This is a genomic window from Pseudomonas marginalis, from assembly GCF_001645105.1.
Taxonomy (GTDB): domain Bacteria; phylum Pseudomonadota; class Gammaproteobacteria; order Pseudomonadales; family Pseudomonadaceae; genus Aquipseudomonas; species Aquipseudomonas petroselini.
In genome coordinates this window covers 67671-79545 of the sequence record NZ_LKEG01000049.1, presented here as the reverse complement: position 1 = coordinate 79545, position 11875 = coordinate 67671, and the positions used below count along the sequence as shown (strand labels likewise).

Here is an 11875-nt window from a genome sequence, read left to right as displayed (position 1 = left end):
TCCTCTTGTCTGTCAGGTACGGTATTCCGCGTTGATCTTCACGTACTCGTGGGACAGGTCGGTGGTCCAGATGGTTTCGCTGCACTCGCCGCGACCCAGCTCGATGCGGATGGTGATTTCTTCCTGCTGCATCACCGCCGAGCCCTGCACTTCGGTGTAGGTCTCAGCACGGGCGCCACGGCTGGCGATGCACACATCACCGAGGAACACGTCGATCTTGCTCACGTCCAGGTCCGGCACGCCGGCACGGCCGACGGCTGCCAGGATACGGCCCCAGTTCGGGTCAGAGGCGAACAGCGCAGTCTTGATCAGCGGCGAGTGAGCCACGGTGTAACCCACGTCCAGGCATTCCTGATGGTTGCCGCCACCGTTGACTTCAACCGTCACAAATTTGGTCGCGCCCTCGCCGTCACGCACGATGGCCTGGGCCACGTCCATGCACACTTCGAACACGGCCTGCTTCAACGCCGCGAACAGCGGGCCGCTGGAGGAGGTAATTTCCGGCAGGTTGGCCTGGCCGGTCGCGATCAGCATGCAGCAGTCGTTGGTCGAGGTGTCGCCATCGATGGTGATGCGGTTGAACGACTTGTTGGCACCGTCCAGGATCAGGCTGTGCAGCACATCGCGGGAGACTTTGGCGTCGGTGGCGATGTAACCGAGCATGGTGGCCATGTTCGGGCGGATCATGCCCGCGCCCTTGCTGATGCCGGTGACCGTGACGGTCACGCCATCGTGCACGAACTGGCGGCTCGCGCCTTTTGGCAGGGTGTCGGTGGTCATGATGCCGGTGGCGGCGGCGGCCCAGTTATCCACAGACAGGTCGTCCAGCGCGGCTTGCAGTGCGCCTTCGATTTTTTCCACCGGCAGCGGCTCACCGATGACACCGGTGGAGTACGGCAGCACTTGGCTGGCGTCCACGCCGGTCAACTGGGCCAGCTTGGCGCAGGTGCGCGCGGCAGCTACCAGGCCCGGCTCTCCGGTGCCGGCGTTGGCATTGCCGGTGTTGGTCAGCAGGTAACGGATCGTGCCGGCCACGCGTTGCTTGGCCAGGATCACCGGCGCGGCGCAGAACGCATTGAGGGTAAACACGCCGGCGACGGTCGAGCCTTCGGCACAGCGCATCACCACCACATCCTTGCGCCCCGGGCGTTTGATGCCGGCCGAAGCGATACCGAGTTCAAAACCGGCAACCGGGTGCAACGTGGGCAAAGGACCAAGACCAACAGCCATGAATGCGCTCCTTAAAAATAGGTGATGTCTGTGCCGTCGTGAGCGACGGTGAAATTAATGGCAAAACGCCGCGACGGCAGAGGCCGGTCGCGGCGCGGGGTGTTACAGCGTCAGGCGGAAATCTTATTCGATCTGGCCGTGGCAGTGCTTGAACTTCTTGCCCGAACCGCAATAGCACAGCTCGTTACGGCCCAGCTTCTGATCGTTGCGAACCGGGGTTTGAGCCAGGGCCACATCGATCTCTTCGCCCAATACTTCAGGAGCGTCCAGACCCGGTGCTTCATCGTGCTGGAACTGCATGCGAGCAGCCAGTGCCTCGGCTTCCTGGCGCAGGCGGGCTTCTTCCTCGATCGGGTCTTCGCGACGCACCTGAACGTGGGACAGCACGCGAATCGAATCGCGCTTGATCGAATCCAGCAGTTCGGAGAACAGCGTGAACGACTCGCGCTTGTACTCCTGCTTCGGGTTCTTCTGGGCGTAGCCACGCAGGTGGATGCCGTGACGCAGGTGATCCATGGTCGACAGGTGGTCTTTCCACAGGTCGTCCAGCACGCGCAGTACGATTTGCTTCTCGAAGGTGCGCAGTGCTTCGGCACTCGCCTGCTCTTCTTTCTCGTTGTACGCCGCCAGCAGCTCGGTCATGAGCTTCTCGCGCAGGGTCTCTTCGTAGAGGTGATCGTCCTCGTCCAGCCACTGCTGAACCGGCAACTCGACACCGAAGTCGTTCTTCAACGCGGCTTCCAGGCCGGCAACATCCCACTGCTCAGGCAGGGACTGTGGCGGAATGTGCGCGCTGACGGTGGCGTTGAGCACGTCCTGACGGAAATCGGCGATGGTTTCGCCAATGTTGTCGGCGGCCAGCAACGTGTTACGCATGTGATAGATCACTTTACGCTGTTCGTTGTTGACGTCATCGAACTCGAGCAGTTGCTTACGGATGTCGAAGTTGCGGCCTTCAACCTTGCGCTGCGCCTTCTCGATGGCGTTGGTCACCATGCGGTGCTCGATCGCTTCACCGGACTGCATGCCCAGGGCCTTCATGAAGTTCTTCACGCGGTCCGAGGCGAAGATGCGCATCAGGCTGTCTTCCAGCGACAGGTAGAAGCGGCTGGAACCGGCGTCACCCTGACGACCGGCACGACCCCGCAGCTGGTTGTCGATACGGCGCGATTCGTGACGCTCGGAAGCGATCACCTGCAGGCCACCTGATTCCAGCACGGCCTGGTGGCGTTTCTGCCAATCAGCCTTGATCTGGGCGATCTGCTCAGGCGTCGGGTTGTCCAGGGAGGCCACTTCCACTTCCCAGTTACCGCCCAGCAGGATGTCGGTACCACGACCGGCCATGTTGGTCGCGATGGTCAGTGCGCCTGGGCGACCGGCCTGGGCGATGATTTCGGCTTCTTTTTCGTGGAACTTGGCGTTGAGGACCTTGTGCTCGATGCCTTCCTTATTGAGCAGGTTGGACACGTGCTCGGACGTTTCGATAGTGGCGGTACCTACCAGGATCGGGCGCCCCTGGGCCATGCCATCCTTGATGTCGTTTATGATCGCCGCGTATTTCTCTTCGGCGGTCAGGAACACCAGGTCGTTGAAGTCTTTACGCGCCAGCGGTTTGTTCGGTGGGATAACCACGACCGACAGACCGTAGATCTGGTGGAATTCGAACGCTTCGGTGTCGGCCGTACCGGTCATGCCGGACAGTTTGTTGTACAGACGGAAGTAGTTCTGGAAGGTGGTGGAGGCCAACGTCTGGCTTTCAGCCTGGATGTTGAGCACTTCCTTGGCTTCGATGGCCTGGTGCAGGCCTTCGGACAAGCGACGACCCGGCATGGTACGGCCGGTGTGTTCGTCAACCAGCACCACCTGCCCATCCTGCACGATGTACTCGACGTTGCGATGGAACAGCTTGTGCGCACGCAGGCCGGCATACACGTGGGTCAGCAGACCCAGGTTGTGGGCCGAGTACAGGCTTTCGCCTTCAGCCAGCAGGCCGATCTGGGTCAGCATGTCTTCGACGAACTGGTGACCGGCTTCGTTGAGCTCGACCTGGCGGGTCTTCTCGTCGATGGTGAAGTGACCTTCTTTGGTCACCACGCCTTCCACTTCCTCGATGTGCTGCTCAAGACGCGGGATCAACTTGTTGATCTCGGTGTACAGGCGCGAGCTGTCTTCGGCCTGGCCGGAGATGATCAGCGGGGTACGGGCTTCGTCGATGAGGATGGAGTCGACTTCGTCGATCACGGCAAAGTTGAGTTCGCGCTGGAATTTTTCTTCCATGCTGAACGCCATGTTGTCGCGCAGGTAGTCGAAACCGAATTCGTTGTTGGTACCGTAGGTGATGTCGGCGGCGTAGGCCGCGCGCTTCTCTTCCGGCGGCTGGAACGGCGTTACCACGCCGACGGTCAGGCCGAGGAATTCATACAGCGGGCGCATCCAGTTGGCATCCCGGCGAGCCAGGTAGTCGTTCACCGTCACAACGTGCACGCCCTTGCCGGACAGTGCGTTGAGGTAAACACCCAAGGTTGCTACCAGGGTCTTGCCTTCACCGGTACGCATTTCGGCAATCATGCCTTCGTGCAAGGTCATGCCGCCGATCAACTGGACGTCGAAGTGGCGCATGCCCATGACACGCTTACCGGCTTCACGGGCGACCGCAAAGGCTTCGGGAAGCAGCTTGTCGAGGGTCTCACCTTTAGCTATGCGGGCCTTGAACTCTTCGGTCTTGGCGCGCAATTGCTCGTCCGAAAGGGCAACCATCTGCTCTTCGAAGGCATTGACCAGCTGCACCGTCTTGAGCATGCGTTTGACTTCGCGCTCATTCTTGCTTCCAAAAAGTTTCTTTAACAAAGGCGCAAACATATCGGCAGGTTCTTCCACACATAGGGATGGAGGGCGCACCGTCAGTGGCCCGAGCAGCCCTCACGGCCGCATGCGAACGCGCATTCTACCCGGAATCGTGGGTGAGGAAAGTGGCGTTATTCCCTGATGCTGGCATGAGGCGGTGAGAGGGCTTGTTTAAAATAAGGGCTTTTGCTGGAACTTCAACCCATGGAGGGCAGAAGTTACCAATTGATTTCACGAACAAAACCCCAGAAAGGCATGGCGTGGGGGCGTAGAGGTGCTTTCTGCTAAGATGGCCGCTCTGTTACTTTAGGTGTCCAATAATGGCATTTCGCCCCCTGACAGCCCGCGCTCCTGCCGTGTTGCTTCGCGATGCCAAGCCGTTGAAAGCCATCTTTGGCCATGCGCAACGCTTGGGCCATCTGCAACGCCTGCTCGAAAGCCAGCTGCAACCGGCTGCGCGCGAACATTGCCGCGTGGCGTCCTGGCGCGAAGGCAACCTGCTGCTAATTGTCACAGATGGCCACTGGGCAACGCGTTTGCGCTATCAGCAAAAACGCCTGCAACGTCAATTGATGGCGTTTGATGAATTTGCCGGCCTGACCCGGGTCCAGTTCAAAGTACAACCGCCCACTACGCTGCCGGCGGTGGCCGAGCATACTCACGATCTATCGACGAATGCGGCCGAAACCATTCAGGCAACGGCCGAGGGCATCAGCAACCCGGGCTTGCGCGCGGCGCTTGAAAGGCTCGCCGCCCACGCCAAGCCCAAGCCCTGACGCGCTATTTTCGCTTGCTACCGCCCAACAGCGACCCCAACAAACCCCGCACCAGTTGCCGCCCCATCTGGTTGGCGGCTTGTTGCATCGCTGACTTCAGGGCCTTGCCGGCCGTGGTGCCCAGAAACGCTCCCGCCTTGTCGGTGAAACTCGGCTCGTCGCTGGCCGATTTGGCGTCCTCGGTCGGCCCCAGTTCCTTGCGCGACATCAGCACTTCATAGGCAGATTCACGATCGATCGGCTTGTCATAACGCCCTTGCAACGGTGAACGGGCCACCAACGCGGCGCGTTCGGCGTCGCTGAGCGGCCCGATCCGCGATTGCGGCGGTGCGACCAATACACGCTGCACGACTTCCGGCGTGCCCTTTTCCTGCAAAGTGCCCACCAAGGCCTCACCCGTGCCCAATTCGGTCAATACCGACAACGCATCAAATGCCGGGTTTGGTCGAAAACCCTCAGCCACGGCGCGCAGGGATTTTTGCTCTTTGGTGGTGAACGCCCGCAGGCCATGCTGGATACGCAGGCCGAGCTGGGCCAGTACGCTGTCCGGCAGGTCGCCGGGCGATTGGGTGACAAAATACACACCCACGCCTTTGGAACGAATCAGCCGCACTACCTGTTCAAGACGATCCTGCAACGCCTTGGGCGTGTCGGCGAACAGCAAATGCGCCTCATCGAAAAACAGCGCCAGCAGCGGTTTGTCGGCGTCACCGCGCTCGGGCAGTTGCTCGAACAATTCCGCCAACAACCACAGCAGGAACGTCGCGTACACCTTGGGTGCCTCGTGCACCAGGCGGCTGGCGTCCAACAGATGAATGCGCCCGCGCCCGTCACTGGTGGGCTGCAAGATATCTTCCAACTGCAAGGCCGGTTCGCCAAACAACGCTTCGGCACCCTGCTGTTCCAGCACCGCCAGGCGGCGCAACAGTGCCTGGCTGGAACCGGTGGTCATCAGTGCCGCGTCTTCCCCCAACAACTCCGGGTGATAGCGCAGGTGGTTGAGCAGTGCCTTGAGGTCTTTGAGGTCCAGCAGCAACAGGCCTTCGCGATCCGCCACCTTGAACGCGGCATAAAGGGCCGACTGCTGGCTGTCGGTGAGTTCCAGCAGGCTGCCGAGCAACAACGGGCCCATTTCGCTGATGGTGGTGCGCAGTGGATGACCGGATAGCCCGTGAATATCCCACAGCGTGACCGGATAAGCCTTGGCGGTGTAATTGAGGAACGGCATGCCGGCGATACGTTCGGCAACCTTGCCTTGAGGGTTCGCCGCAGCACCCAGGCCGCACAGGTCACCCTTGATGTCCGCGGCAAACACCGCCACGCCCGCATCACTGAAGGCCTCTGCCAGGCGTTGCAACGTGACGGTCTTGCCCGTGCCGGTGGCGCCGGCGATCAACCCGTGACGGTTGGCCAGGCGCATGGCCTGGGCGATGGGCTGGCCGGAAAGGTCTGCACCGATAAGGAGTTGCGTGGAGTCAAGCATTTCGTCACCCATGGTTAATTTTTAGTATCGCCAAGTCGATACAGGCTTATGTGAGACCCACAAAGTCCAAAAATAGGTCAGGTAGTTCCTACAGGGACCCACAGAACTATCACAAGAAGTATCACACCTTTTTTGACGCTGCCATTTTGCGCATCCCATAAGGACGCGCTTCGGATATTAAGACCTTAGCGGACCCTACAAGCCATGAATAAAAATCTGCGCTTCAGCCATAAAATCCTGCTTGCAGCCTCCCTTATCGTCATCGCCGCATTCGCGCTGTTTACCCTCTATAACGACTACCTGCAACGCAACGCCATTCGCGACGACCTCAACAACTACCTGCATGAAATGGGTGATGTCACCGCCAGCAACATTCAAACCTGGCTGACAGGGCGCATTGCCCTGGTGGAAAACGCCGCGCAAAACATCGCCATCAACCCCGAGCCTTCCGTGGTTGCCGGCCTGCTGGAACAGAAAGCGCTGACCTCTGCCTTCATGGCGACCTACGTCGGCGACAGCAAAGGCGCCTTCACCATCCGCCCTGATACCAAAATGCCAGACGGCTTCGACCCGCGCGTCCGCCCCTGGTACAAGGGCGCCCAGAGCAGCAACGGCTCAACCCTGACAGAACCCTATATCGATGCCGCCACCGGCAAGCTGATCATTTCCGTTGCCACTCCCAGCACCCAAGGCACCCAGAGCATCGGCGTGGTCGGTGGCGACCTGAGCCTGCAAACCCTGGTGGATAACATCGGCGCGCTGAATTTCGGCGGCATGGGCTATGCGTTCCTGGTCAGTGCCGATGGCAAAGTATTGGTACACCCGGACAAAAACCTGGTGATGAAGACCCTGGCCGACGTGTATCCAAAAAACACCCCGAAGATCAGCCCGGACTTCAGCGAAGTCGAGGCCAACGGCAAGGACACTATCGTGACCTTTATACCGATCAAGGGCCTGCCTTCCGTGAACTGGTACCTCGGCATTGCAGTGGATAAAGACAAATCCTTCGCCATGCTCAGCGAATTCCGCACTTCGGCGGTCATCGCCACGCTCATTGCCGTGGTGATCATCATCGCCCTGCTCGGCATGCTGATCCGCATCCTGTTGCAACCACTGCATGTGATGACCCGCGCCATGCAGGACATCGCCGACGGCGAAGGCGACCTGACCCGACGCCTGACGATCCAGAATCACGATGAATTCGGCACGCTGGGTAACGCCTTCAACCGCTTCGTGGAGCGGATTCATACGTCGATCCGCGAAGTATCCTCGGCCACTGAACAGGTCAATGAGGTGGCACTGCGCGTGGTCAGTGCCTCCAACTCGTCGATGGTCAACTCCGACGAGCAGGCCAACCGCACCAGCAGCGTCGCCGCTGCCATCAACGAATTGGGGGCTGCGGCCCAGGAAATCGCGCGCAATGCCGCGCAAGCCTCCCATCAAGCCAGCGATGCACGGCATCTGGCTGAAGACGGCCAGCACGTGGTCGAGCGCAATATCCAGGCGATGAACCAGCTGTCAGCGATGATCAGTGCTTCCAGCAGCAACATCGAAGCGCTCAATAGCAAAACCGTGAACATCGGACAGATTCTTGAGGTGATCACCAGTATTTCCCAACAAACCAATCTGCTGGCGCTGAACGCAGCCATTGAAGCGGCTCGCGCAGGCGAAGCCGGACGTGGGTTTGCGGTGGTCGCGGACGAAGTGCGCAACTTGGCGCATCGCACTCAGGAATCAGCGCAACAAGTGCAAAAGATGATCGAGGAACTGCAAGTCGGTGCCCGGGAATCGGTCAGCACCATGAGTGAAAGCCAGCGTCACAGCCTCGACAGTGTAGACATCGCCAACCTGGCCGGTGAACGCCTGAACAGTGTGACCCAGCGCATCGGCGAGATCGATGGCATGAACCAGTCAGTCGCCACCGCCACTGAAGAGCAAACCTCGGTGGTCGAGTCGATCAACATGGACATCACCGAGATCAACACCCTTAATCAGGAAGGCGTGGAAAACCTGCAGTCCACGCTGCGCGCCTGTGCCGACCTCGAGCAACAGGCCGCGCGATTGAAGCAATTGGTCGGTAGCTTCCGAATCTGATCCTGGCGGGCAGTTACTCGCCCTCGGGCTCGGGTTTACGCTGCTCCCGCTCCCACAATTGGGCGGCACCGGGAAAATCGGTGCCGTCCTCACTGTCCAAGTCATCCGGATCAAATCGACTCAAACACCCCTCGCCCACCGTCGCCGGGGCTTTTGATGTGGCTTTGTCCAGCGGATCACTCATTGCTCACTCCTCAACGGCACGCAAAGAAAAAGGGCCTGGGACGATTTAACGCCCAGGCCCTTCATTCTTCAATCACAACAGGTCGGTCAGAACACCACCGTCTTGTTGCCGTGCACCAGCACGCGGTCTTCCAAGTGGTAACGCAGGCCACGGGCCAGCACCATCTTCTCGACGTCACGGCCGAAACGCACCATGTCTTCAATGCTGTCGCTGTGGCTGACACGCACCACGTCCTGCTCGATGATCGGACCGGCGTCCAGCTCCTCGGTGACGTAGTGGCACGTCGCGCCGATCAGCTTCACGCCACGCAGGGAAGCCTGATGGTAAGGCTTGGCGCCCACGAACGACGGCAGGAAGCTGTGGTGAATGTTGATCACCTTGCCGGCGTATTCGCGGCACAGCTCCGGCGGCAGGATTTGCATGTAGCGCGCAAGCACCACGACATCGGCTTCGTGCTGCTTGACCAGGCGGGAGACTTCGGCGAAGGCCGGCTCCTTGTCCTGCGGGTTGACCGGCACGTGGTAATACGGGATGCCATGCCACTCAACCATGCTGCGCAGGTCGTCGTGGTTGGAAATCACGCAAGCGATCTCGCAATCCAGTTCATCACTGTGCCAGCGGTGCAGCAGGTCAGCCAGGCAGTGGGATTCGCGACTGGCCATCAACACCACGCGTTTTTTCTGCTCGGTGTCGGTGATGTGCCAGGTCATCGAAAACTCTTCGGCGATCGGCGCAAATGCCTCGCGGAAAGCCTCAAGGCCGAAGGGCAGCGTATCGGCACGGATCTCATGACGCATGAAAAACCAACCACTGAGATTGTCCGAGTGATGACTCGCCTCGGTGATCCAACCGTTGTGGGACGCCAGAAAGTTACTGACTTTGGCAACGATGCCGACCCGGTCCGGGCAAGCAATCACCAGCCGAAAAGTGCGCATTAGGGGGAAACTCCAGAACTTCGCAAAGGCCGCCATTCTAGCGATTGCGCAGGAAAACTGCAGTATCCGTTAACGCTTATTCTGATCGCCGGCCCACGCCTTGCCCCTTAAGAAGCTAAGGTTTTACCACCTTTATATGAATCTATTTCGCCACCCTACGGTTGTTCCGCGCATTTCAGGAGAATTGTCTTTAGGTCTACGCCCTTGTAATTAACTCGAATGCATAGCATTGCTACAAACATTTAAAGTAATTCACATAAATGCGACCTTAAATGTTTACTTGGGCATACCGCCTGACTATTATTGGGCCACTATCCCTGTCAATCAGCGCTCTACATAAGGTAGTCCACATGTCTCTGATCAACGAATACCGTGCCACCGAAGAAGCTATCAAAGAGCTGCAAGCCCGTTTGAAGAACCTGTCCCAAGACGACAAACTGCAAACCGAGCTGGAATTCGAAGGCAAACTGCGCACCCTGATGGGTGAATACTCCAAATCCCTGCGTGACATCATCGCGCTGCTGGATCCAGAGTCGAAAGTTAAAGCACCGCGCGGCGCTGTGAAAACTACCGGCACCAAGCGTGCTCGCAAGGTCAAACAATACAAGAACCCGCACAACGGCGAAGTGATTGAAACCAAAGGTGGCAACCACAAAACGCTGAAAGAGTGGAAAGCCAAGTGGGGCGGTGACGTGGTTGAAGGTTGGGCTACCCTGCTGGGCTAAGCCTCGCCAGGCTCGCGCCTGATACGCGACACATTAAAAAACGCCAGCCTGCTGGCGTTTTTTATTGCCTGTCTATTCTGTGAACCCCGATTACAGATTCATCCTCGCGGCGAGAGTGTCCGCATATTCCTGCCATTGCTCCAGCACCCCATGCTGAAACGACGTCGCACTAACGGCAAACTCCTGCCGAGCCTGATTAAATGCGTCAAGGGTATTCGGTGCGCCCCATTCCGGGCTGGACAAACGTTGCTGACAAAAAAGTTTCCAGCGTTGTTGCTCCTCGCTGTTCAAGGTATCGGGGAAGTTACGTGCACGGTAGCGAAATAATAATTCAGGCAAACGGTGATCATCAAATGGCCACTGCTGGCGTGCTAATTGCGCAGGCTCGGCCGTGCGGACTTGTTCACATAAACGCCGATCCCGGTCCCCGATAAAACCGTCGTAAAGCTGTTGTTCCGGGTCAGCACTCGCCGCGAAATCCTCTTCGGCGTAAATGGCCGCTAACTTATCGCGCCAAACTTCCTGTGCGTCAGTTAGCCGCAGCGCTCGCTCCTGATAAATATTCATGTCCAAGTGCAGGCGTTCACGATCTTCTGCCCGTAGCACATTCAGGGGAGCAACCACCGGGCAGCGATTGATATGCACCAGTTTGAGCGGTACCGGCAGTTCGCCCTCCGACAGCGCTTCACGGCGGGTATAAAGACGTTGGCGCAGCGTGTCGGCATCAAGGTCCAGCAACCCTTGCGGGTCGAGCCCAAGGTCGCAGACGATCAAGGCATTGCGATTGCGCGGGTGCCATGCCAGCGGCAGCACAACCCCCAGGTAATGACGCTCGGCGGAAAAGCGCCCGGAGATGTGCACCATCGGTTGCAGCAAGCGCACCTGGTCCATCACCCGTTGCTTGCTGCGCAGCTGAAACAACCATTCATACAGCTTGGGTTGTTTCTCACGAACCCGTCGAGCCAGGGCAATCGTGGCGCGTACGTCGGACAACGCATCGTGCGCCTGACCATGGTCGATACCGTTGGCTTCGGTCAGGCGTTCCAACTTGAGCGTGACGCGCCCATCCTGCTGTGGCCATTCAATCCCCTCGGGGCGCAGGGCGTAGGCCGTGCGGACGACATCGATCAAATCCCAGCGACTGTTACCGCCCTGCCATTCCCGTGCGTAAGGATCAAAGAAATTGCGATACAGGCTGTAGCGCGTCATTTCATCGTCGAACCGCAAGGTGTTGTAACCCGCGCCGCAGGTCCCCGGGGCGGCCAGTTCAGTGTGCACCCGCGTCATGAAGTCGGCCTCGGCCAAGCCTTTTTCCGCGAGTATCGCGGGGGTGATACCGGTAATCGCACAGGCGACAGGATGGGGCAGGATATCGTCGCTGGGCTGGCAATAAAGATTGACCGGCGCGCCGATCTCGTTGAGTTCGAGGTCCGTACGAATGCCGGCTACCTGAAGTGGGCGGTCGCTGCGCGGGTTGATACCGGTGGTTTCATAGTCGTACCAGAAAATGGAGGTCACGGGCTTTTCCTGTACTGAAGATCGTCAAAGTCTAGGCGTTGAACAACCCCCGCGACCAGCACCAAATGCACTGTACAAACATCCAG

Annotated in this window: 9 protein-coding genes and 1 pseudogene; 4 read left to right on the top strand and 6 right to left on the bottom strand. The window is 59.0% G+C overall.

Going from position 1 to position 11875, the window contains the following annotated elements; all coding sequences use genetic code 11:
- Positions 1-12: 12 nt before the first annotated feature.
- Positions 13-1230 carry a bifunctional glutamate N-acetyltransferase/amino-acid acetyltransferase ArgJ gene (argJ, locus tag AO064_RS21610; protein WP_064054609.1) on the bottom strand — a complete coding sequence of 406 codons (1218 nt, stop codon included), beginning with the start codon at positions 1228-1230 and terminating at the stop codon, positions 13-15.
- Between the two features lie 123 nt (positions 1231-1353).
- Positions 1354-4089 (bottom strand): preprotein translocase subunit SecA, encoded by a 2736-nt coding sequence (gene secA / locus AO064_RS21605; protein ID WP_043205822.1) that lies wholly within the window; start codon positions 4087-4089, stop codon positions 1354-1356.
- Between the two features lie 305 nt (positions 4090-4394).
- On the opposite strand from secA, the gene AO064_RS21600 reads away from it, so the two are divergent.
- Positions 4395-4850 carry a DUF721 domain-containing protein gene (locus AO064_RS21600; protein ID WP_015885628.1) on the top strand — a complete coding sequence of 152 codons (456 nt, stop codon included), beginning with the start codon at positions 4395-4397 and terminating at the stop codon, positions 4848-4850.
- Between the two features lie 4 nt (positions 4851-4854).
- On the opposite strand, the gene AO064_RS21595 is transcribed toward AO064_RS21600, so the two are convergent.
- Complete coding sequence (locus tag AO064_RS21595) at positions 4855-6333, bottom strand: helicase HerA-like domain-containing protein (RefSeq protein ID WP_064054621.1); 1479 nt, start codon at positions 6331-6333, stop codon at positions 4855-4857.
- Between the two features lie 204 nt (positions 6334-6537).
- Between AO064_RS21595 and AO064_RS31895 the strand changes: the two are divergent.
- Together AO064_RS31895 and AO064_RS31890 are read left to right on the top strand one after the other, a co-directional pair.
- Positions 6538-7569: pseudogene (locus AO064_RS31895) on the top strand (HAMP domain-containing protein); the annotation flags it as partial.
- Between the two features lie 93 nt (positions 7570-7662).
- Positions 7663-8427 carry a methyl-accepting chemotaxis protein gene (locus tag AO064_RS31890; protein WP_370636119.1) on the top strand — a complete coding sequence of 255 codons (765 nt, stop codon included), beginning with the start codon at positions 7663-7665 and terminating at the stop codon, positions 8425-8427.
- Between the two features lie 13 nt (positions 8428-8440).
- On the opposite strand, the gene AO064_RS30990 is transcribed toward AO064_RS31890, so the two are convergent.
- Both AO064_RS30990 and purU read right to left on the bottom strand, forming a co-directional pair.
- Positions 8441-8611, bottom strand: coding sequence for a hypothetical protein (locus AO064_RS30990; protein WP_015885631.1), 171 nt, complete (start codon positions 8609-8611; stop codon positions 8441-8443).
- 86 nt (positions 8612-8697) lie between these two features.
- The gene (purU, locus tag AO064_RS21585) at positions 8698-9546 is read right to left on the bottom strand and encodes a formyltetrahydrofolate deformylase (RefSeq protein WP_015885632.1); all 849 of its coding nucleotides are present in this window, start codon (positions 9544-9546) and stop codon (positions 8698-8700) included.
- A 350-nt stretch (positions 9547-9896) separates the two neighbouring features.
- On the opposite strand from purU, the gene mvaT reads away from it, so the two are divergent.
- Entirely contained in the window at positions 9897-10271 is a 375-nt protein-coding gene (gene mvaT, locus AO064_RS21580) for a histone-like nucleoid-structuring protein MvaT (protein WP_005790963.1), read from the top strand.
- 90 nt (positions 10272-10361) lie between these two features.
- Here the strand turns inward: mvaT and sbcB are convergent, their stop codons facing one another.
- Positions 10362-11789 carry an exodeoxyribonuclease I gene (sbcB, locus tag AO064_RS21575; RefSeq protein ID WP_064054608.1) on the bottom strand — a complete coding sequence of 476 codons (1428 nt, stop codon included), beginning with the start codon at positions 11787-11789 and terminating at the stop codon, positions 10362-10364.
- Positions 11790-11875: the final 86 nt, after the last annotated feature.